The sequence below is a fragment of the Saccharothrix sp. 6-C genome (assembly GCF_016695385.1).
GTDB classification, from domain to species: Bacteria; Actinomycetota; Actinomycetes; order Mycobacteriales; family Pseudonocardiaceae; genus Actinosynnema; species Actinosynnema texasense.
Genome location: NZ_CP064192.1, coordinates 2,924,425 through 2,946,622 on the forward strand (window position 1 = coordinate 2,924,425; position 22,198 = coordinate 2,946,622).

At 76.0% G+C, this 22,198-nt stretch carries 17 protein-coding genes; 1 reads left to right on the forward strand and 16 read right to left on the reverse strand.

Going from position 1 to position 22,198, the window contains the following annotated elements; all coding sequences use genetic code 11:
• Nucleotides 1-15: 15 nt before the first annotated feature.
• The 8 genes from IOD16_RS12920 to IOD16_RS12955 form a co-directional block, all read right to left on the reverse strand.
• Nucleotides 16-222 (reverse strand): MbtH family protein, encoded by a 207-nt coding sequence (locus IOD16_RS12920; RefSeq protein WP_123742020.1) that lies wholly within the window; start codon nucleotides 220-222, stop codon nucleotides 16-18.
• 239 nt (nucleotides 223-461) lie between these two features.
• On the reverse strand, nucleotides 462-1,868 hold the full coding sequence (locus tag IOD16_RS12925; protein WP_201440237.1) for an amidase family protein: 1,407 nt from the start codon (nucleotides 1,866-1,868) through the stop codon (nucleotides 462-464).
• A complete protein-coding gene (locus IOD16_RS12930) occupies nucleotides 1,861-3,078 on the reverse strand; it encodes an MFS transporter (RefSeq protein ID WP_201440238.1) in 1,218 nt (405 codons plus the stop codon). The genes IOD16_RS12925 and IOD16_RS12930 overlap by 8 nt, the downstream gene beginning before the upstream one ends.
• A gap of 94 nt (nucleotides 3,079-3,172) precedes the next feature.
• Entirely contained in the window at nucleotides 3,173-4,465 is a 1,293-nt protein-coding gene (locus IOD16_RS12935; RefSeq protein WP_201440239.1) for a glutamate synthase-related protein, read from the reverse strand.
• Nucleotides 4,462-5,487, reverse strand: coding sequence for an asparagine synthetase A (locus IOD16_RS12940; protein WP_201440240.1), 1,026 nt, complete (start codon nucleotides 5,485-5,487; stop codon nucleotides 4,462-4,464). The genes IOD16_RS12935 and IOD16_RS12940 overlap by 4 nt, the downstream gene beginning before the upstream one ends.
• 53 nt (nucleotides 5,488-5,540) lie before the next feature.
• Nucleotides 5,541-6,827 (reverse strand): methylaspartate mutase, encoded by a 1,287-nt coding sequence (locus IOD16_RS12945; protein ID WP_201440241.1) that lies wholly within the window; start codon nucleotides 6,825-6,827, stop codon nucleotides 5,541-5,543.
• Entirely contained in the window at nucleotides 6,824-7,264 is a 441-nt protein-coding gene (locus IOD16_RS12950) for a cobalamin B12-binding domain-containing protein (RefSeq protein ID WP_201440242.1), read from the reverse strand. Before IOD16_RS12950 ends, IOD16_RS12945 begins: the two co-directional genes overlap by 4 nt.
• Nucleotides 7,265-7,302: 38 nt before the next feature.
• Nucleotides 7,303-8,526 (reverse strand): helix-turn-helix domain-containing protein, encoded by a 1,224-nt coding sequence (locus tag IOD16_RS12955; RefSeq protein ID WP_236594944.1) that lies wholly within the window; start codon nucleotides 8,524-8,526, stop codon nucleotides 7,303-7,305.
• Between the two features lie 267 nt (nucleotides 8,527-8,793).
• Between IOD16_RS12955 and IOD16_RS12960 the strand changes: the two genes are divergently transcribed.
• A complete protein-coding gene (locus IOD16_RS12960; protein ID WP_201440243.1) occupies nucleotides 8,794-9,138 on the forward strand; it encodes a hypothetical protein in 345 nt (114 codons plus the stop codon).
• A 2-nt stretch (nucleotides 9,139-9,140) separates the two neighbouring features.
• On the opposite strand, the gene IOD16_RS12965 is transcribed toward IOD16_RS12960, so the two are convergent.
• From IOD16_RS12965 to IOD16_RS13000, 8 genes are all read right to left on the reverse strand, one after another.
• Nucleotides 9,141-12,128 carry an AfsR/SARP family transcriptional regulator gene (locus IOD16_RS12965; RefSeq protein WP_268957706.1) on the reverse strand — a complete coding sequence of 996 codons (2,988 nt, stop codon included), beginning with the start codon at nucleotides 12,126-12,128 and terminating at the stop codon, nucleotides 9,141-9,143.
• Nucleotides 12,129-12,251: 123 nt separating this feature from the next.
• Entirely contained in the window at nucleotides 12,252-12,638 is a 387-nt protein-coding gene (locus IOD16_RS12970) for a nuclear transport factor 2 family protein (RefSeq protein WP_201440244.1), read from the reverse strand.
• Nucleotides 12,639-12,837: 199 nt separating this feature from the next.
• The gene (locus tag IOD16_RS12975) at nucleotides 12,838-14,370 is read right to left on the reverse strand and encodes a thiopeptide-type bacteriocin biosynthesis protein (RefSeq protein ID WP_201440245.1); all 1,533 of its coding nucleotides are present in this window, start codon (nucleotides 14,368-14,370) and stop codon (nucleotides 12,838-12,840) included.
• Nucleotides 14,367-15,467 carry a hypothetical protein gene (locus IOD16_RS12980; protein ID WP_201440246.1) on the reverse strand — a complete coding sequence of 367 codons (1,101 nt, stop codon included), beginning with the start codon at nucleotides 15,465-15,467 and terminating at the stop codon, nucleotides 14,367-14,369. Before IOD16_RS12980 ends, IOD16_RS12975 begins: the two co-directional genes overlap by 4 nt.
• Complete coding sequence (locus tag IOD16_RS12985; protein WP_201440247.1) at nucleotides 15,464-17,134, reverse strand: TOMM precursor leader peptide-binding protein; 1,671 nt, start codon at nucleotides 17,132-17,134, stop codon at nucleotides 15,464-15,466. The genes IOD16_RS12980 and IOD16_RS12985 overlap by 4 nt, the downstream gene beginning before the upstream one ends.
• A complete protein-coding gene (locus tag IOD16_RS12990; protein WP_201440248.1) occupies nucleotides 17,131-18,678 on the reverse strand; it encodes a hypothetical protein in 1,548 nt (515 codons plus the stop codon). The genes IOD16_RS12985 and IOD16_RS12990 overlap by 4 nt, the downstream gene beginning before the upstream one ends.
• Entirely contained in the window at nucleotides 18,675-19,751 is a 1,077-nt protein-coding gene (locus IOD16_RS12995) for a lantibiotic dehydratase C-terminal domain-containing protein (RefSeq protein ID WP_201440249.1), read from the reverse strand. Before IOD16_RS12995 ends, IOD16_RS12990 begins: the two co-directional genes overlap by 4 nt.
• Nucleotides 19,748-22,162, reverse strand: a complete 2,415-nt coding sequence (locus IOD16_RS13000) for a lantibiotic dehydratase (protein ID WP_201440250.1) — start codon at nucleotides 22,160-22,162, stop codon at nucleotides 19,748-19,750. Before IOD16_RS13000 ends, IOD16_RS12995 begins: the two co-directional genes overlap by 4 nt.
• Nucleotides 22,163-22,198: the final 36 nt, after the last annotated feature.

The following is a 22,198-nucleotide window of genomic DNA, read 5'->3' on the forward strand; positions in this document are numbered from 1 at the left end:
CGTGGGCGGGTGTCGTCAGCCGCGCAGGGCGGCGAGGCTCGCCGGGCGCAGGTCGGTCCAGGTGGTCTCGATGTGCTCCAGGCAGGCGGCGCGGGTGTCCGGGCCGTGGGTGACGTCCCACCCGGCCGGGACCGCGATGTCGCCGGGCCACAGCGAGTGCTGGCCCTCGTCGTTGACCAGCACGAGGAACTCGCCGTCCTGGCGGTCGAAGGGGTTCGTCATCGGGATGCTCCTTGTCGTTGCGGGACAACGGTTTCGCTGCAAGGGCAACGCTAGGGCGGCGGGGTCGCGATTCCGGCAGTGCGGGCGGCAGATAGGCGGCAGCTCCCAGCCCGGAATCCCTGCCCCTGCCGCGGGCCGAGGCCTGTGCCCCAGCCCGATGCCGTGCCCGTGAACGACGACGGGGCCGGCACGGTCGGGAGGTTCCCCGCCGTGCCGGCCCCGTCCCCGGCGCTCGCGCGCTACGCCTCCGACAAGCGGGGCGCCCGTCGGTCCCCGCACACCGCCTCCACCGCGGCCGCGAGGGTGAGCGCCTCGAACGTGTCGCGCGGCCCGAACACCGACATGCCGAACGGCAGGTGGTCGAGGAAGCCCGTCGGCACCGTCACGTTCGGCACGCCCGCCATCGCCGGGATCGTGGAGGTGTTGCGGGTCGGCGGGTCGCCCTCGGGCGAGAGCCGCCACGCCGGTTCGCTCGTCGGCGCGACGATGCCGGCCAGCGCGTGGTCCGCCAGCACCGCGCCGATGGCGTCACGCGCCCACCACCGCGCCTGCGCCCGTTTCGCGGACGCCCCGGCGAGCTGCTCCTCGGTGACCTCGGCGGCCCGCTCCAGCACGTCCTGGCCGAACAGGCTCAGCTCGACGGCGTCCTCCCGGTTGCCCTCCACCAGCTCGGCCAGCGACGTCACCGGCCCGCCGCGCGCGGCCAGGTAGCCGTCCAGGCCGATCCGGAACTCCGCGAGCAGCGCGTCCATCCCGGCGATGAGCGGCGGCGCGTCCCAGGGCAGTTCGACCGGCACCACGACGACGCCCGCCGCGCGCAACCTCTCCGCCACGCGCGCCACTCCGGTCAGCACGGCGTCGTTCATCCGCCGCCCGTGCCACAGGCCGATCCGCAGGCCGCGCGCCGGGATGGGGCGCACCGCCGGACCGCCGGTCAACGCCGCCAGGCACGTGGCCGCGTCGACGACGCTCGGCGCGAGCACCCCCGCGGTGTCCTGCACCCGGGACACCGGCACGATCCCGCGCCCCGGCAGCAGCCCGAGGGCCGGTTTCACGCCGACGACCCCGTTGAGCGCGGCGGGCACGACGATCGACCCGTCGGTCTCCGTGCCGAGCGCGAGCGGGACCATGCCCGTCACGACCGCCACCGCCGAGCCCGACGACGACCCGCCGGGGCTGTGGTCGAGGGCGTGCGGGTTGCGGGTCTGCCCGCCGACCGCCGACCAGCCCTCGACCCCGCCGGTGGAGCGGAAGTTGCCCCACTCCGACAGGTTCGTCTTGCCCACCACCACGGCGCCGGCGCGCCGCAGGCGGATCACCACGTCGGCGTCCGCGCTCGGCGGCGCGCCGGCCAGCAGCCGCGACCCGGCGGTGCTCGCCAGGCCCGCCGTGTCGATGTTGTCCTTCACCAGCACCGGCACGCCCTCCAACGGGCGGGCCCGGCCGGCGGCGAGCCGCGAGTCGCTCTCCGCGGCCTGGGCGCGGGCCGTCGGGTCGAGCGCCAGGACCGCCCGCACGAGCGGGTCGACGTCCCCGATCCGGTCGAGGCACGCCGACAGCAGGCCGTCCGCGGTCAGCTCGCGGCCCGTCAGGCGGGCGCGCAGGTCGGTCAGCGACGGCCACTGCGCCGCGGTCGTCTCAGTCAAGGCGGGCTCCCCTCAGGACGGGCGAGGACGCGTACACGCACACCGCCACGACGGCCGACAGCGCGTGCAGCGCCATCGTCGTGGGCAGGCCGAACAGGTCGATGGAGGCGCCGATGACGGCGTTGCCCAGCAGGGGCGCGCCGAACACGACCAGCGCCATGATCGACATGACCCGGCCGCGCACCGGCGCGGGCGTGCGGCGCTGGACCAGCGAGGTCAGCACGACCCCGGACAGCGCGGTGACCAGGCCGAGCACGCCGTAGCCGCCGAGCAGCGCCGGCAGGGTGCCCAGCACGCCCAACGCGCCCAGCACCACGGCCTGCGCGCACACGCCCAGCACCAGCACCGGCCCGGCGCGGCGGCCCACCGGGCGCACCAGGGTGAGCAGGAAGGCCAGCGTCGCGCCGACCGTGAACGCGGTGAGCAGCAAGCCCGCGCCCGCGACGCCCGCGCCGATCGAGTGGGCCAGCAGCACGAGCCCGATGTTCACCGGACCCGCCGCGGCCAGCTCCACCAAGCCGACCACCAGCACGAGGGTCCGCAGCGCCGGGTCGCCGGCGACGTGCCGCAGCCCTTCGGCGACCCGCGTGCGCACGGCTACGCGGTCGTGCCGGGTGACGGCGCCGTCCGGTCGACTGCGGGCCACGGCCGCCGCGGACACCAGGAAGCCGGCGGCGTTCGCCGCCGCCACCGCCGCCACCCCGCCCAGGCCCAGCAGCGCCGCGCCGACCGGCCCACCCGCGGCCTGCCCGGTGCGCAGCCCGATGAGGTAGAGCGCGTTGCCGCGCACCAAGTGCTCCTCCGGGAGCAGCAACGGCCGCAGCGCGCCCGACGCCGGGACGAAGAACGCGCCGAGCACGGTCAGGACCGCGGCCACGACGGCCAGCAGGGCGGCGGTCGGCTCGACCGCCAGCACCAGACCGGCGGCCGCCACCATCACCGCGCAGCGCGCCAGGTCGGCCCACACCATCACCCGCACCGGCCCGTACCGGTCGGCGGCCACCCCGCCACCGAGCAGCGCGACCACGCGCGGCACGCCGGCCAGCGCGATCAGCAGTCCGGCGGTGGTCGCGCTGGAGACGCCGACGAGGGTCGTGGTGAGCGCCAGCACCCACGCCGCGTCGCCGAGCGAGGACAACCCGGTGGCGGACACGAAGGCCAGGTAGGGAGCCGAGAGCGGGCCGCGTCGGGTCCGCGCGGGAGCGGTCACCACGCCACCGCCGCGGCCGTGCGCCCCGCGCGGTCGGCCGGGTGGACGAGGCCGGTGGTCGGCGGCCCGCCGCGCCGGGCGGGGCCGCTGGGCGTCACCGGGTCACCGTCCCGGCCGGGGTGCGGGCCGGGACGGTCCAGCCCGTCGGCGACCACAGGTCGTCCGGCGTCAGCGCGCCGGCCCGGTACTTGCCCAGCGCGCTGATCAGCAGCCGCAGCTCCAGCGCCAGGCATTCCACCAGGCGGGTGAGCCCGGCCTCCGGGTCCTCGTCCACCGCGATCAACGCCGCCCGGCCCAGCCCCACCGCCCGCGCGCCGGCGGCCAGGCACTTCGCCGCCCGCAACCCCTCCCACACCCGCCCCGACGCCAGCAGGCACCCGGCCGGCCCGGCGATGCGCCGCAAGCACTCGGCCAACGGCAGCCCGACGCCCGCCAGGAACGACGTGGGCGCCCACCCGCTGCCGCCCTCCGCGCCGTCCACCGTCACCGCGTCCGCGCCCGCCTCCCACGCCACCGCCGCCGCGACCGCCACGTCACGTCCGGGTGGCAGCTTCACCCACACCCGGGCACGCGGGAAGTTGTTGCGCATCAACCGGATCTGCTGGCGCAGGATCTCCTCGGTGAACGTGCCGGGGCTCGCGCACCGCAGCACCCGACCCGACTCCGCGCCGAACACGGGCTCCACCGCGAACTGCTCCGACAACCGGTCGCCGTCCGCCGAGCTCACCACGGTCAGCCCGCCCAGCCCGGGTTTCGCGCCCTGGCCCACCTTCAGCTCGAACCCGAGCCGGCCGGAGTCCAGCAGCGGCCGTGCCGACGGGTCGCTGTAGACCAGGTTCCACACCTCGGCGTCCGCGTCCTCCGTGCTCTGCTGCACGACCACGCCGCCCACCCCGTCCGGCACGGCCTCCGCGTACGCCGAGATCCGCCCCAGCAGGGAGCGCCCGCCGCCACCGGCGAGCCGCCCGTACCCGTTGACGGGCACGACGTTCTCGCCGATCACCATCGGCACGCCCAGCGCGCCGGCCTGCGCGCCGGCCGCCCGCCCCAGGTCGGCGCTCGCCACCTGGGTCGACCCGAACGCCGACAGGTACACCGGCAGCGGCGAGGTGAAGCCGCCGACCTCCGCGCCCAGGTCCACGTCGCCGTGCAGCGGCTCGCGGGCCAGGTCGATCAGCTTCTCCAACCGCTCGGGCACGAACACCGGCGGCACGAGCCGCGCCGCGTCCAGCTCGTCACCCGGAGGCCCGCCCGACGAGCCCGCGTCGGGCGCGCCGAACAGCGCCCGCCCGTAGTCCTCCAACGCCGGGAACGCCGCGCCCGCGCCGACCCGGGCACGTTCCCGCACGGCCGCCTCGGGGAACGTCCCCGCCCGCAACCCGCTCACGGCGACACCACCCCGGGGACCTTCGGGTACGCGCTGGCCTGCCACACCGACTCCAGGCCCGCGATGTACCGGGTCAGCCGCTCCAGGCCGATGCCGAAGCCCGCGCTGCCGGGGATGCCCTCGCGCACCATCTTCAGGTACCAGCCGTACTTGGCGGGGTTCTCGCCGGTCTCCCGCATCCGCGCGATGATCGTGCCGTACTCGTGCTCGCGCTCGCTGCCGCTGCACAGCTCCCCGTACCCCTCCGGCGCGAGCAGGTCGAAGTTCAGCAGCCGTCCCGCCCGCGCCGGGTTCTCCTTGTCGTAGAACCCGCGCGAGCCCTTCGGGTAGTCGGTGAGGAAGAACGGCCTGCTGGACTTCGCCGACAGCACCGCCTCGCCCGCCCAGTCGATCTCGGCGTCGGGGTTCTGGTCGTGCCCGAGGCCGTGCAGGTCGGCGACGGCGGCGGTGTGCGTGCGCCGTTCGAACGGCGTGCCCGACAGCAGGTCGGCGAACGCGTCGGGGTCGCGGCCGAGGACCTCCAGCTCCCCGGCCGACCGCTCCACGACGCGCCGCACGACGTGCGCGACCACCCCCTCGGCCACCGCCATCGCGTCGTCGCGGGACGCGCCGGCGATCTCCACGTCGATCTGGTGGAACTCGGCCAGGTGCCGGCTCGTCGAGCTGGTCTCCAACGGTTCCAGCCGCACGTTCGGCGCGATGCAGAAGATCCGGTCGAACGCCGTCAGCGACGCCTGCTTGTACAGGATCGCGCTGGTCATCAGCTTGTACCGGTGGCCGTAGTAGTCGACGTCGACCTGCTTCGCGCCGCGCGCGCCCGGGTCGGTGACCGGGCCGATGATCGGCGGCAGCAGCTCGGTGAAGCCCGCGCCGCCCAGGTGCTCCCTGGCCGCGTCCAGCACGGTGTGCTGCAACCGCAGGACCGCGCGGGTCACGGGTGAGGACAGGTGCTCGCGCGGGCTCCCGGGCAACGGGGTCGCCGGGCGCGGGGTCGCCGCGTCGGCGGCGCTCGTGGTGTCCATGTCGCTCTCGCTCCTTCGGTGGGTGGGGCAGGCGGTGCGGCCGGGCACGGTGATCAGCCGGAGCCGATCGGGTGTGCGCCGACCCGGTCCAGGGCCAGGTCGTCGAACGTCCGCTCGACGTGCGACAGCGAACGCAGCAGCTCGGTCGAGGTGATCTCGGCGGTCACCCCGGTCTCCACGACCCCGGTCAGCGGCAGCGAGCCGGTGCGCGACCAGCGCAGCCGCCCGGTCCGGTCGACCACGGCCCTGGTGCGCCCGGCGTTGTCCGGGTGCAGGCAGTACGGCACGTCGAGGTAGCCGCGCTCGACCGCGCGGACCAGCGCGACGCCGAGGTCCGGCGCCAGGTCCAGCACCGCCTCCACGATCGCGCGGGCCTCGGCGAGGACGCCGCTGTCGTCGAGCGCGGCGGTGCCGGCCGGTCCGCCGCGCGGGGCCCGGGCCGCCGCGCGGCTCGCGGTGCGCAGCGCCGCCACGTTCTCCTCGACCGTCGGGATGCGGTGCGCCTCGGCCGTGGTCTTGACGATCAGGCGTTCCGCGCCGGTGCGCACGGCCAGCTCGGCGGCCTGCTCGAGCAACGCCGACGCGCCGCGCCGGGTGCGGGGGAAGACGCCCATGTAGGTGTAGAGCACGACGTGCCAGTCCACATCGGACAGGTGCTCGGCGGCGAGGGCGCGCAGCGCCAGCACCGCCTCGGCGTCCTGCCCCGGGTGGGTCTGCTGGGCGTAGCTCAACGACACGCTGTCCAGGCCGTGCTGGCGGAAGAACAGGCCCTCCAGCACGCTGATCGCCACCAGCAGCCCCGGCGGGCACAGCTGGCCCATCATGCAGCCGCCGAACGACTCCAGGTGCGGTCGGCCGCCCCGGTCCCGCAGCCCGGCCAGCAGCAGGCACGACTCGGCCCACGCGCGCACCGCCTCGGCCACCGGCACCCGGCTGTAGGGCAGGCAGTACGACAGGGGACCGCCCTCGGTGGCGTGCAGCCCGGCGTCGAGCAGCGCCACCACGATGTCCTGCGGTCGGGCCGAACCGTGCCGCACCTGCACCGGGAACCCGTCGCCGGCCAGGCCGCGCAGCACGTCCCGCGTGGTCGACGGCGGGTAGGCGACGATCGGGTAGCCGTTGAGGGCGTCGCCCGCGGCGAGCGCGGCGCGCACCGCGCCGTGGTCGCCGACCCGCGTGTAGCTGTCGAGCGTGATCGTGCCGACCGCCCGCACCCCGGCCGCGCGCACCGCCGCGAGCCCGGCGCGCATGCCCGCCGGGTCGCCGATGCCCATGCGCGGCTGGACGACCAGCTCGCCCGACGCGGCGGCCCGTGCCACGAACTCGCCGAACGAGCTCATGAGCGCACTCCCACCGGCAACCGGTCGAGGAACGCCCGGAAGGCGGCGATGCTCCCGGCGTCCTCGAACACCGCGTCGTACCCGGCCGCGGTGAGGGTGGCCGCGCGGTCCCGGCCGCCCGGGCCGTCGATGCCGAGCTTGCCGCCGACGACCACCGGCGTCGCGGTCAGCCCGGGTTCGGCGCGCAGCTTGGCGATCACCCGCTTCGCCTCGTGGAAGCCGTGCCCGTTCACGCTGCTCACCACGACGAGGTCGGGTGAGCGGCGGGCGCACTCGGACACGAGCAGGTCGTCCGGGACGCACGCGCCGAGGTTCACCACGCGGTGGCCCAGTTCCTCGAGCACGAGCTGGAGGAACACGAGGTTCCAGGTGTGGGCGTCGGACGCGAGGCTCGTCACCACGATGTCGAGTCCGGCGTCGTTCTCCACCAGGTCCATGGCACTCCCTCGGTCGCAGGATGGTCGTCGAGCCGACGCTAGGAGTCGCGTGACGCGTCGAGCGGCAGCCCGACCGGCAGCCGGGAGGCAGTTAGGGCGCGGGCCAGGGCCAGCACGCGGAACCGGTCGTCGCCCACCGGGCGCACCAGGCCGAGCAGCAGCAGGCGCCGGACGAGCCGCGCGCACGCCACCGGCGGGACGCCGGCCAGCCGGGCGGCGTCGGCCACCGACCAGTCGCCCGCCAGCGCCGCGATCGCCGCACCGTCCACGTCGGACAGCGCGTGGTCGAGGGAGTCGCGCAGCTCGGGCAGCCGGTCGGCGACCACGTCCAGCGGGTCGGCGCGCACGAGGTCGAGCAGCTCCTCGGGCCGGTGCACCACCAGCCACGACGCCGCCGCCTCCAGCGCGCCGGGCAGGCCGTCGAGCCGTTCGGCGACCTCGACCAGCGCCGGGTCGGGCTCGCCAGGCAGGCCCGCGAGCCGGTGCAGCAGGCGCGCGGCGTGCCCGGGGGTCAGCGGGGGGAGCGCGACGACGCGTTCACCGGGGATCGGGCGGGACCCGCGCGTCGTGCGCAGCAGCCGCAGCCGCCGGCAGTGGTGCACCAGCGCGAGCGCCCGGTCCGGGTCGGGCCACGCGGGGTCGTGCCCGTCGAGCACGAGCACCGCCTCCCGGTCGCCGATGAGCCTGGCCAGCGCCTCCCAGCCCTCGCCGTCCTCCGCCACGGCCAACGCCGAGTGCACCAGCAGCCGCAACCGCGCCGCGCCACCGCCGGGAGCCGGCGCGGTGGCCGCGTCCCACAGCACGCGGGCCGTGCCGGACCCGTGCAGCCGTCCCGCGACCTCCACGACCAGGCGCGTCTTGCCGACACCGGGCAGCCCGGTGACCGCGACCAGCCGTGAGCCGCCCTCGCCGAGCAGCGCGAGCAGTGACGCGACCTCGGCGTCCCGGCCGACGAGCACGTCCAGCGCGGCGGGCGGCGGCACGGCCGCGAGGTCCGGCGCGAGGTCGATCTCCACGCCGCCGCGCGCCCTCATGGCCGCCGCCTCGAACGTGGTCAGCTCGCGTCCGCTGAGCCGCAACCCGTCGGCGATGAGCCGCACGGTGTCGCGGCGCGGCCGGCTCGCTCGTCCGGCCTCCAGGTCGCGGATCGCGCGGACGCTGACGGTGGACAGGTCGGCCAGTTGCCGCTGGGTGGCTCCGCGCTTCATCCGGTGTTTTTTGAGCAGTTCGCCGAATTGCCCGTACATGAAATTCCCGTCCATGCCTGCTCCGGTGGCGATGAGGTCGTGCCGCTGCGAGGTGCGGTGTGCCGGTGTACCCGCTTCGACCTGCGAAGAGAGCACTTCCGGCGGTTCTCCTCCCAGCATCGTCACGCCGGTATCGCGCCGTTATCGCGGCAGTGCCCGTGCCGCGAAACCGGGATTTCGCGGGGCGTTCGTCGCGCGATAATTCGGCAATGCCCCGCATTCCTAATGTCGGTTCCAGCAGCACGGCCCGGAACACGACCTCCAGGAAAAGGGAGCAGGACAATGCGCATCGACCGCATCCTCGCCGCCACCGCAGTCACCGCCGCGATCCTCTTGGCCCCGGTGGTCGCCGCCACCGCCGCCCACGCCGCCACCACCCCGGCCGTCGGCACCGCGACCGCCGCCGACGACACCCCGTGGGGCCCGACCACGGACGACACGCCTTGGGGCCCGACCACGGACGACACGCCCTGGGGGCCGACGTCCGACGACACCCCCTGGGGCCCCACCGGTGACGACACCCCCTGGGGCCCCACCGGTGACGACACGCCCTGGGGCCCGACGGGCGACGACACCCCGTGGGGCCCGACGGGCGACGACACGCCCTGGGGTCCGACCGCGAGCTGACCTCAGCCGGTCCTGATCCGCTCCAGGACCTGTTGCGCGCGAAGCCTCGCCGCACCCATGTTCCGCTCCGCGAACGTCGAGATCGCCCGGCCCAGCAGGCTCACCGCCGCGGCCCGGTCACCCCGCTCGGCCAGCACCACCGCCAGCTCGGCCCGCGTCTCCGCGGCGCCACCGTGGTCCATGGCCCGCTCCCGCACCTCCAGCGCCTCCCGCAACAGGCCCTCCGCGGCCTCCTGGTCCGCCAGCGCCAGCTTCACCACCGCCAGCTTGTGCAGCACCCGCGCCTCGCCGACGGTGTCACCGGACGCGCGCACCGCCGCCAGCAGCTCGGTCAACGCCTCCTCCGCCTCCCAGTGCCGCCCCTGCCGGACCATCAGGTCGCTCAACCGGTACCGGACCTGCACCTCCACCCGCTGGTTGCCGAACCGGCGGCAGATGTCCAGCGCCTCGTACAGCCGGTCGGCCGCCTGCTCCTGCTCGCCGTGCTCCAGGTCGATCTGCGCGACCTGCGTCAGCACCCACGCCTGCCCGACCGGGTCGCCCGAGGCCCGGAACCCCTCCAACGCGGCCAGGTACAGCGGCGCGGCGTTCTCCAGCTCGCCGAGCCGGTGGTGCGCCAGCGCCAGGTTGCGCCGCGCCAGCGCCACCCCGCGGTCGTCACCCAGCGACTCGAAGGTGCGCAACGCCGGCTCCACCAGCTCGCGCGCCGCCCGGGCCCGCGACCAGGACAGCTGCAACGACGCCAGCGAGCACGACAGCGCCGCTTCGCCCCGGGTGTTGCCGGCGCGGCGGACGGCGGCCAGCGCCTGCTGGTGCGTGCGGTCCCAGTCGGCGAAGTAGCACCGCGCCTCGAACAACGTCACCAGGGTCACCGCCAGGTCCCACGACGCCTCGTGCAACCCCTCCTCGGCGCTCACCTCGACCGCCGAGCACAGGTTCGGGTGCTCGGTCTCCAGCCACAGCAACGGGTCGGCGAGCAACCGGTCCACGTGGGACCGCGCGGGCAGCCAGCGCGGCGCGTCACCGTGCAGCGAGGTGAAGTCGCCGCCGTAGACGCGCGTGTGCGCCTCGCCCGCCAACGCCAACCAGCCGCCGACGACCCGGCGCAACGCCACCAACCGGGCCTCGCCGCCCTCGTTGAGCTCCAGCTGCTCCCGCGCGAACAGGCGGATCAGGTCGTGGAACTTGTACCGCGGGCTGCCGGTCGCGTCGACCGCCACGACCTCCAGCATCTGCGCGTCGACCAAGCCCTCCAGCAGGTCCGCGGCCTCGAACACGTCCACGTCCAGCAGCGCCGCCGCGACCCACGTGGGGAAGCTCAGCCCGTCGAGCGAGCCGAGCAGCCGCAACAACCGGCGCGCGTCGACCCGGAGGCCGTCGTAGGTGAGGGCGAGGCTGGCGCGCACCATCATCTCGCCGTGCGCCAGCTCGTCGAGCCGCCGGCGCTCGTCGGACAGCCGTTCCAGCATCCACGCCAGCGACCAGCCGGGTCGTGCGGCCAGCCGGGCGGCGACGATGCGCAGCGCCAACGGCAGCGAGCCGACCAGCCGGACCAGCGCCGTCGCGGCGGCCGGTTCCGCGTCCACCCGGTCGCGGCCGATGACCGTGGCGAGCATGTCCAGCGCCTCGTCGTGCCCGAGCACGTCGATCTCCAGCACGCGCACGCCCGGCAGGCCGGTGAGCCGCGTCCGGCTCGTCACGATCACCGAGCACGAGCTGCTGCCCGGTAACAGGGTCCGCACCTGGCGCTCGGTCGCCGCGTCGTCCAGCACGACCAGCATCCGCTTGCGCGCCACCAGCTGCCGGTACATCTCGGCGCGCTCGTCCTCGGCGTCGGGGATGGACGTGCCGGGGATGCCCATCGCGCGCAGGAACCGGCCGAGCACGTCGGCGGCGCTGGTCGGGTGCTCGCGGGTGCCGCCCAGGTCGCAGTAGAGCTGCCCGTCGGGGAAGTGGTCCTCCACCAGCAGGTGCGCGACGTGCACGGCGACCGCGCTCTTGCCGATGCCGGGCTTGCCGACCAGCGCCACCACGCGCGTCGCCCGACCGCCCTGCGCCAACAGCTCCCGGGCCTGCGCGACCAGCCCGGCCCGGCCGGTGAACTCGCCGATGTCGGCGGGCAGCTGGAGCGGGACGACGGTCGCCGCCGGGGGAGGCGACGACGACCGCGCCGGCGGCGGCTGCGGTTGGCCGGGATCGGGGCGCACCGCCAGCGACGGGTCTCCCGCGAGGATCGCCGTCTCCAGCCGGCGCAGGTCCTCGCCGGGCTCCAGGCCGAGCTCGTCGACCAGCAGCTCCCGCGTCGTGCGGTAGGCCTCCAACGCCTCGGCCTGCCGCCCCGAGCGGTACAGCGCGAGCATCAGCTGACCGCGCAGCCGTTCCCGCAGCGGGTACTGCGCGACCAGGGCGCTGATCTCGCCGACGAGCTGGCGGTGGCGCCCCGCGTTCAGCTCGAGGTCGAACGTCGTCTCCAGCACCGCGAGCCGGTCCTCGTCCAGCTTCGCGGCCTTCGCCCGCAGCCTGCTGCCCGCCGTGCCGCCCAACGCCGGTCCGCGCCACAGCGCCAAGGCCTGGCGCAGCAGCGCCAGCCCGGCCTTGGGATCGCCCGACCGCACCAGCGACTCGCCCTCGGCGGTCAGCGCCGCGAACACCTGCACGTCCAGCTCGCCGTCCGCGACGCGCAGCAGGTAGCCGGGCGGGCGGGTGACGATCGCCTCACCGCGCCCGATCGACGCGAGGTTGGCACGCAGCGCGGACACGCAGATCTGGATCTGCCGGCGCGCGGTGGCGGGCGGCGCCTCGTCCCACACGGCGTCGATGAGGTGGTCGATGCCGACGACCCGGTTGGCGTCGAGCAGCAGCGCGCCGAGCACCATCTGCTGCCGTCCGGGTGGCACCCGGCTGACCCGGTCGGGTCCGGCCGCCACGTGCAGCGGTCCCAAGATCCGGTACACCGGGATGGGCGGCGACCCGACTGCTCCCAATTCCACGGGCTGCTCCCACTTGCATCGACCCCCGAACTGAAGATAACCGGTGGTCACCGTGGTCGCACACAGCCGGAAGCCGGGTTCGTGCCGGTCATTCGGCGCACGCCGATCGGCGTGCCGCGCCCCTCAGCGGGGAGCCGCGAAGAAGAACGACTTCTGCGACCGCAGCAGCCCGTGCTCGGTGAGCGTGAACAGGTCGACGAACTCCACCTCCCGCCCGGCGCCGGTCACCCGCCCGACCACGACCACCCGCCCCGGCGCGGCGATCACCTCCTCGACCACGTGCCGCCCACCGTCGACGGCCCGTTCTGCCTGGTAGGACTCGATTCCCGCCCGCCCGCGCACCACTCCGGCCACCGGCGAGGACAGCTCCGCCTCGTCGTCGAACAACGACCCGTACCCGTCCATGTCCCGCCGGTCGAGGTACTCGTAGCTGAGCCGGACGTGCTCGACCCCCACGGTCGTGACCACGTCGCCGACCCGCCCGACCACGTGCCGCCCGTTCGCCGACATGTCCCTGTCCCTCCGTAGACGTCCCTGCGCCCCCACCGTCTCCCACGGTGATCAAAGATCGTTATCGCTGCGGTATCACGAACCCCCGTGCCTGGTCCGCGCCACGCCGGGCGAAGCGCGGGTCTTCCCACGGGTGGTTCGCGCCGGGTGGGGCCGGGACGTCGGGACAGCCCCGGACCCGGGCGCGGCGGCGGGCCGGTCAGCCGGCGGCGGCCAGGGGCATCAGGTAGACCAGCGCGTCGTCCACGCCGTCCAGGCACAGCACGTCGTGCGCCATGTCGTCGTAGAAGCCGCCGATCATCCCCAACGCCAGCCCCGACGACGCGGCGACCAGGGCGAGGTTCTGCGCCAGGTGACCGGCCTCGGTGAACGCCAACCGCAGCGCCCGCAGGCCGTAGGCCGCGCGGAGCGCGCCGACCCGGGCGTAGAGCGCCAGCACGGCCGGTGTCCCGGCCGGGTCCACCCGGCCCTCCCCGTCGCCGAACCACATGGAGCTCGCCCGCACGTCGGCCACCGGCGGCGCGGGCGCGACGTGGACCAGCGTCCGCCGCGCCTCGTCCACTTCGTACACACCCGGCTCCAGCCCGGTCACCCGCCACGCCAGCACCCGCAGCCGCGCGCTGTGCCGGGCGCCCGCGCTCGGGTACGGCCTGCGGCCGTCCGGCAGGGCGCCCTGCGCCGTCCACAGCAGGGTCGCCAGCTGCCCGGCGTCGAGCGAGCCCGTCGGCTCGGCGCCGCGCGCGGTGCGCCGGGTCAGCAACGCGTCGGCCAGGCCGCCGGTCACGGGAGCGGCCTCGGGCAGCGGCACGTCCGGCCACCACGGCCGCAGCGGCGAGCCGAGGCCGACCTTGAGCGGGCCCTGGTCCGGCACGCCGGCGTGGAACTTGCTGGCCGCCAGGTAGCGGCGGTCGGCCGCGGCGGCCCCGTCCTCGTGGAACGGGGTCGGCCCGTCCGGCGCCTCGGCCGTCATCGCCACCAGCCGGCAGACCGTGCGCTCCTCCTCCGGGTCGAGGCCGAGCCGGTTGCACAGCATGTGCAGCTGCGAGGCCCAGGCGTACCGCGGCAGGTCCGCCGACCGCACCTGGTCCACCCAGTACGCCACCGCGCCCGTGGCGTGCGACTCGAGCCGGTCCCACCGGGCCGCCAGGTGCGCCGCGCGCGCCTCGTGCAGCTTCCGCGCGGCGACGTGGGAGCCGAGCGCCGGCGGCGCGACGGGCTCGCGCGCCTGCCGCCACCCCGTCGCCAGGGAACGCAGCCACGACGCCGCCTCCACCCGGTCCAGCCCCAGCGCGATCGTCGTGGCCATCACCAGCTCGACGCCCGCGGTGAACCTCGACCCGGCCGACCGCAGCACGGCCACCGCCACCTCGGTGCTGCGGCAGAACACGTCCTCGGCCACGGGCAACGCCGCCGGCCCGCCGTACCGCTCCACCTCCGGCTCGTACCGCGTCTCCCGGACGTCGCCGTGCGGCAGCCAGTCGGGTCCCGGCTCCGACACCGGGTGGCGGGCCTCGGCCACCAGCGCGCGCAACCGGTCGGCCAGGTCGACGGTCGCGTCGCGCACCCGGACGCGCAGGTGCGGCCCTTCCTCCCAGTACCGCACGTAGAACCAGTCGGCGACCCGTCCCGCCGCGCGGTGCCCGTCCAGCTCCGGCGCGAGGACGCCGGCGATGAACGCGTCGACGTCCTCGACCGCCCACCACAGCCGCACGTGCAGGCCGGTCCAGGTCATCGCGCCTCCAGCGGGGTGAGGTCGTAGGTGAAGCCGTTGCCGCGCGAGCGCCCGGCCAGCAGCAGGTAGAGCAGCGCGTGCGACGCGGGCGCGCCGACCGCGGCCTCCAGCGGACCGTCGTCGGTGCTGCGCGCCGGCCGGCAGAACGCCCCGCCGGCCGCCGCGGCCGTGCACACGTGCTGCGCCGTCGCGCCGGCGGCGCGCAGCAGGGCGCGGTAGCCGTCCGGACCGTCGGACGCCACCGCGGCGGCCGGGTCGCCGGTCGTCACCAGCGCGAGGTTCATCGAGGCGACGTCGATCGTCCCGGGCGGGTGGCCGAACACCGGGCGCAAGCCGGCCACCGCCGGTCCGGGCGACACCAGCCGCAGCCCGCCGGTCACGTCGTACCAGCCGTCGGCGACGCCTTCGACGTTGCGCACGGCCAGCCGGTGCCGCAGGTCGTCGCGCACGGGCGACCCGGCCGGCGGGTCGTTGACGGCTTCGACCACGGCGTGCAGCACGCGGGCGGGCAGCGGCCGGGGATCGGCCGCGACGCCGCGCGGGCCCACCCCCGAACCGCGGACCGGAACCGGCGCGGGACCGGCCGCGGGCGTCCCGCCGAACGTCACGGTGACCGTCAGCCCCGAGACGCTCGCCGCCAGCCCGAGCCGGGCCGCGTGCTCGACCAACGCCGCCGCCACGTGCCCCACCTCCAGCTCCGTGAGCACGTCGCCGAACTCGCGGTAGCCGGGGGAGAGGCGGTCGCGCCGGCGGACCAGCCCGATCCGCGCCGGCCCGTCGACCACCGGCGTCCCGTCGCCGACCAGCGCCCGCCGCACCGGGTCGAGCGTCCACCGCCCGTCCAGCACCAGGTCGACGGTGGCCGCGGCCCGTGCCGAGGGATACGCCCGGTGGTCGTTGTACTGGTTCCACGGCTCCCACCGCAGCGGTGTCGCCACGTCGGTCAGCAGCCGCGCCAACGCCGCGCCGAACCGTCCCCGCAGGGCCGTCAGCGGCACGCACGGCCCGTGCGGAGCCGCCGTGCGCGGCGACGTGCCGGGCTCGACCACCCGCCCCGGACCGTGGGTGTACGCGGCGAGCAGTGCGTCGGCGGTCACGGGAACGGGTGGGGCAGCGGGGCGCCGGCGAGGCGCAGCCTGGGCAGGCCGTGCGTGCGCCGGTTCAGCTCGCCGAACGTCATCGGCAGCGCGCCGGGCACGATCACCTTCGCCGAGTGCAGCCCGAGCCGGTCGCGCACCACGGGGTCGCTCTGGTCGACCGCGATCACCTCCAGGTCCAGCGCCGCCCACTCGCGCACGTAGTGCTCCAGCAACGCGTCCAGGTCGTCCCGCGGCACGTCCGGCACCGCCAGGTCCACCTCCGGTCCGGGCGTCAGGAAGTCGTACCGCTCGACGGCCTCCGCCAACCCGTTCACGTTGACGTGGTCGTCCATGCTCCGGAGCAGCCGGGGGTCGCGCAGCATGTCCCGCAGCCGGTCCACGTCGTAGTCGCCGGGCTCGACCCGGTAGCGCTTCGCGCCCGCCTCCACGTCCATCGCCACCTCGGCCGCCGCCGACCGCATCGCCGAGTCCGGGTCGAGCCCGGCGCCCGCCGCGAAGAACGCGTGGGGCCGCCGAGGCGACCGCGCCAGCGACAGCACGGACGGCACGCCCAGGTCGTTGGTGGCGTCGTAGAGCTCCAGCCGGTAGCCGAGCTGCTCCAGCCGGTCCGCGAGGTGCGCGGTGACGTCGTCGCGCACCCGCAGGCTCGGCAACGGCGTCCGCTGGTACCAGGCCATCAGGAACGCGTCCCGCTCGGCGACCTCGAACAACCCGTACAGCACCGCTTCGGTGAGGCTGTTGCCCGTGCCGCAGCCGTTGGACGTCTCGTCCACGAACCGCGCGCCCCTGCCACGACCCCAGTAGGCCACGTGCTCGGGCACGGCGACCGGCCGCCCGTGGGTGTACGACCAGCCGTGCACCCACCGGGTCCGCACGTCCGGGTGGTACGGCACGACGTGCGGCGACTCGTGGTCGGGCAGGCCGAGGCGGGTGGGGTCGAGCGCGCGTTCGCCCAGTTCGGCGTACGAGGCCTCCAGGACCGTGGTGACGCGCCGGGGCCGCAGGCCCGCGTGCCGTTCCACCGCTTCGTACAACGCGACCCGCTCGGCCTCGGCGTAGTCGGCGGTGCGGCCGAACCCGGCCTGCCCGCCGCCCAGCTCCGCGCTCACCGCCGCCACGGTCAGGTCGCCGATGCGGTGCATCCCGCCGACGGGGCCGTGCCTGAGGTCGAACAGCTCCCGGCGCAGCGCGTCGCCCTCGGCGAGCGGGTTGGGCCCCCGCAACGTGCCGGGCACCGGCGGAACGGGTCGGCGCACCACCGCTTCCGGGGCGTCCTCGGGCAGGGGGCCGCACGTCGCACAGCCGCCGGACCGGGGCCGGACGCGGTGCTCGCCCACGGTCGCCAGGTCGGTCCGCAACGCCAGCACCTTGTCGCGGTGGGCCTCCGGATCGGCCAGCGCGCGCGCGACCAGCACGTCGATCAGGGGCCGCAGCGCCGAGGACGCCAGGCCGCCCACCTTCATCCGCCGATCGCCACGCGGCACGGACGCGCCGAGCGTGGCCAGCCGCGCGTCTTCGGCGCAGCTCACGCACACGCCGTCCGACACCGGTCCGATCAGCACCAGCGCGCCGTCGAACCGCACCGGCAGCACCGGGCCGTCCGCGCCGACGCCGTCCAGGTCGCCGAGCGCGTAGTCGGTCAGCTCCACCACCCGCGCGGTCACCGGCCCGCCCCCGACACCGCGAACGCCACCAGGCCGGCGGCTTCCAGCACCGGACCGAGGGGCACCGGCTCGACGTCGCCCGCGAGCGCCCGCAGGTCCTCCTGGAACGCCTCCTCGCCGTCACGCAGCCCGTACGGCCAGTGCCAGTCCCGGTTCGTCCAGGGCGCGGCGGCGCCGTCCGGCTCGGCGAACGGGGCCGCGCCGCACAGCACGACGGTCCCGGCGACCCCGGCCTGCGCCCGCCCGGCGGCGGCCATCGCGGCGAACGCGACGGCGTCCGCCGGCTCGGCCTCGACCGCCCAGGACAGCTCCTCGCCGTCCGCCCGCACCACGGCTCGGACCACGCGTGGACCGAGCCTGGTCACCTCGACCTCGGCGGGCAGGGCGAACCGGAGCGTGACGGCCTTCCACCAGCGCCGGGCGGTCGGGTCGGCGGCCCACTCGTCCTCGGCCACCGGTGTGCCCTCCAGGGGCCGCACGGCCGTGCGCAGCGCCAGGCCGAGCGCGTGCACCCGGTCCGCGCCGAGCGCCACGCCGTCCGGCGCGAGGGCACGTGCGGCGCGGAGCAGGGCGTCGAGCCGCGAGGCGTGCTCGGTGGCGCCGAAGCCGACCACGTCGCCGGAGGCGGCCAGCTTCACCGGCAGCTGCGGCAGCGCACCGGGCAGCGGCGCGGGCACCGGGCCCAACTCGCGGTCACCCAGCAGGTCCAGCACCGGGCCGCCCGGCTCCCGCGGCCGGACCTCGGACAGCCACGGGTGGTACTCGGCGTGCAGCGGGTCGACCCGCGCGACCAGGACGGCCTGGTGCGGCGGCCCGGTCGGCGGCACGTCGCTCCACATGTCCACCACCTCGGTGGACGGGTCCGGCAGACCGCCCAGCGCGCACACGAGCCGGTGCGACGCGGCCGACGCGACCAGCGCGGCCAGCACCTCCGGCGGTGCGCCCGCCGCGCCGGCCAACCGCCGGGCCACCGCCGCCGCGTCGGCCGCCACGTCCGCGACCGCGCCCGGCGCGACCACGAAACCGACGTCGGCGGCGCACCCGGCGGCCACGGCGTGGGTGTCGGCGGTCAGGAGCAGACCGGCGCCCGGCCGCACCGAGGAGACCTCGACCCCCGCCGCGACCAGCGCGCGGCGCGCGTGGGCGGCCAACGGCCCGTCGCCGGTCACGGCGACCGCGGCCGACCGGAGCCGCTGCCACGCTTCGACCGGTGACGGCGCGACGGCGGCCAGCCAGTTCGCGATGTCCTCGGGCGGGGCGTGCCCACCCCAGTGGGCCGGCACCTCCACCAGCATGTCGTGCTCGTGCAGCTGACCGATCAGCAGCTCCAACGCGCGCGCCACGGCCGGTGGCGCGTTCTCCGGCACCGCCAGCTGCGCCGGCGGCACGCCCTCGGCCAGCGGACCGGCCAAGCGCTCCCAGATCGTCCACAGGCCCTTGCCGCCGTCGAGGGAGAAGCTGGACCGCCACCCCCGCACGTGCAGGCCGGTCGCGGTCGGCGTCGCGTGCACGATCGGCCGCAGGCGCAGCAGGTTCCCGCTCATCGAGCCACCTTCGTCATCTGCGCGACGTGCTCGGACCAGCCGATCCCGGCGATCCGCTGGACCGCCCGCACGACCAGGCTCGCCGCCAGGTAGCGCTCCGCGGGCGTCACGTCGCACACGGCCAGCAGTTGGTAGAGCATGTTGGTCCCGAAGCGGTAGACGGTCACGGGCCGCTGGTAGTCGGGGTGGTCGAAGTCGACCTCCCGCAACCGGTCGTGGTAGTCGCTGATCCGGTCGGTGTGGTCGCGGTGCCAGCGCCGGATCGCCTCCTCCTCGCCCATCTCCAGGGCCCGCTCGCCGAGGTGCGCCGAGTACGCGGTGGGCAGCTCGCCCCGGTCGTGCACCTCTTCGACCAGCGCGCGCGTGCCGTCCGTCCACGCCACCCACGGCGTCGTGACCGAACCCTCGGCGACCTCGCGCACGGTCCGCACCACCTGCTCGGCGTTGCGCTGCCACACACCGTCGAACCGGTCGCGCAGCACGCCGTCGGGATCGCTGTGCAGCAGGAAGCTCTCCAGGTGCGACAGGAACGAGTGGTAGCCGTTGACCAGGCCCGCCGGGAACCGGCTCGCGTGCGCCGTCATCGCCACCATCGCCAGCCGCACGCGCGACTGGCTGGTGCCGTCGGCGGCCACGGCGTCGCGGATCGCGGGCACGCCGAGCCGCAGGCACCGGGCGCGCAGGTCGATCAGCACGTCGGAGAGCAGCAGCCGCCGCAACGCCGTGAGGTCCGTCGGCTCGACGAGCACGGTGTTGTCCGGGTGGATCGGCTCGTAGGGCGGCGGCACGAGCTCGGCTATCCCGTTCTGCCTGGCCCGGGCGAGCAGCACGGCGTCGTCCGAGTCCACAGCGGACGGATGTTCGGCGAGGTGCGCGCGCAGCCGTGACGCGAGCTGTTCGGCGACCTCCTCCGGCCCGTGCAGCCGCACCCGCACGTGCGGGCCGTGCAACCAGTGCCGCTCCACGTGCCCGGTCGCGCCGGAGCGCTCCGCCTCGGCGAGCGCGGGCAGCACGGCATCGCGGAGCAACGGCGCCTTCACCGGGTCGTGGTAGTAGCAGACGACGTCGGTCACGAGGCCCTCCAGTACGTTTCCGCGATCAGTTCGACCACCCGGCCGCCGCCGGCGCCGGGCACGGGCAGCGCCTCGGTCAGCCGCACGCCGTCCGGGAACCGGGCCAGCAGGCGCGGCAGGCAGCGCAGGTGCAGCGGGTCGCCCAGGTCGGCGTACTGCGGTTTGCCCGCCGTGAGCGCGTGCCGGTAGGCGTCGGCCGACATCGGCGCCCGGTCCGGTCCGACGAACACGTGCTCCGGCAGGCCGTGCCGGGCGCGCAACCGGGCCACGTCGAGCGCCGCCCGCTCCTCCGCGCCGACCGCCGGCGGCACGGCGAAGTCCCAGGAGCGGCGCGCCAGCACGACGTCCCCGTAGGTCAGGCGGCCCTGGGCGGTCACCCCGCCGTCGGTGGTGGCGGCGCGCAGCCGGTCGAGGTCCACCCAGCCGCAGGCGAGGTCGGAGTACAGCGGCACCTGCCGGTCCGGCAGCGCCAGCGGGATCAGGAAACCCAGGTACAGCACGTCGAGCGGGACACCGCGGTGGGTCAACCGGACCTCGTCGGTCGCCGGGTCGTGCCGCACGTCCAGCTCGTCCGCCGCCAGGTCCGCCCAGCGGGGGTCCTCGCCGACCTCGCGCGCGCCGAGCAACGGGTGCAGGTTGGCGTTGAAGCCCTGCACCGGGCGGAACTGCACGGGGTTCGTGGTGTGGCGGCGCACCTGGCCGGTCACCGCGTCGCGCGCGCCGGGCAGCAGGTCGAGGAAGCGGCTGGTGAACTTGCCGAACCCGGCGTAGACCCGGTTGACCACGAGCCGGCCGTCGTGGGTCGGCTGGGCGAAGAAGCCGTACGAGCCCGTGCGGCGGGTCGCCCACGCGGGCAGCAGGTCGGCGGCGGAGGCCAGCACGTCGTCGGTGACCACCCCGTCGTGGACCTGCCCGGCCAGCTTGTCGCGGGTCTCGACGACGGCCCGCACGTCGGGGTCGTCCAGGCCGTCGACGTCCATCGACTCCTGCCACGCCTGCGACAGCGGCCCGGAGCAGTCGGCGAGGGTCGCGACGCCGCCCACGCCGAACCGCGCCACGAACCTGGTCCGGATCAGCCGGCGCAGCAGCACGTGCTGGTCGAACGCCACCAGCAGCGGGGTCAGCGCGGTCAGCGCGGGCGCGGCGCCGGGCGGCACGGGCACCGGCTCGGGCAGCACCACGTCCTCGACCACCGGCGTCACGCCGGTCAGGTCCGCGCCGACCCGCTCACCGAGGTCGCGCCAGCCGGCGGACAGCTCCGCGAGCACGGCCGCGCGACCCGGCGGGTCGGCGGTGCCGAACGCGGCGGTGGTCGTGGCCAGCGCGGTCAGCCGGCCGGCGGTGTCGCCGTCGGCCGGCGCCAGCCAGGAGGCCAGCGCGCCCATCGCGTCCGGGTCCTGCGGGTGGATCGGGGAGACCGGCACGAGCAGCCCGAGGTCCAGGGTCTTCGCGACGAACCCGCGTGCGGTGCGGTCCGCGTCGGGGGTGGTCAGCTTCGCCGCCAACGCGGCGGCGATCCGGTCCGGCGCCAGCCCTTCCGGGCCGGCTCGGCGGACGACCTCGACCACGAACCGCACCGGGCGGGTCGCCGCGACGTCGACCTCCTCCTCGCGGACCACCGCCGCCCGCCCGACGCCCTCGACGGGCACGTCCCGGCGGAACAGCACGCGCCCGTCGCGTTCCCGCAGGGCGGGCGCGAGCCGGTGCGGCAGCCTGGGCCCCAGCGCGTCGACCACCCTCGTCACGAGCAGGCGGTGCGCCGCCGGGTGCGACACCGGCTCCGCCGCCGGCCACGGCCCCTCGCCCCACACGCCCCAGCCGACGTGCGTGTACCACGACAGGGGGCTGGTCTTGGACGTCGCGCGCAACGCGTACCGCAGCACGGTCGGCTCCGCCTTGCGCGCCTTGCGGTCGGGCTCGCCGCCGCCGCGCGCGGTGCGGTCCAGGCCGTGCAGCAGGTCCGGGCCGGTCAGCGCGCTGGCCCGGCGCAGCTCGTCGGACGCGCAGACCTCGGCGAGCCAGGCACGTGACGCGGCCAGGTCGTGCGGCCACGCCGCCAGCGTCGCGTCGACCGCCCGTGCCAGCTCCTCGTGCGCGGCGAGCCACTGCGCCAGGCGCGGCACCCGGGCCGGCAGGTCGCCGAGGTCCGCCGGGCGCGGGACGCGGCCGTTGTGCACGTCGCGGCGCAACGGCAGCACGACCGCGCGGTGGAACGCGGGGGAGTGGCCGTCGGCGCTGTCGTGCAGCGCGTCGGCGAGTTCCGGCGCCAGCGCGGCGATCCGGCCTTCGGCCGCGACGACCGCGGCCAGGGCCGCCCGGAAGACCGACCCGGCCGGCCGGGGGTGCGGCAGCGCGGCCACCCGGACCAACGCGTACGGCGCGAGTTCGGTGGTGGTGCGGTCACTGGCCATCCGGTGCTCCCGTGGTGTGGGCCGGGGGCGTCCGCG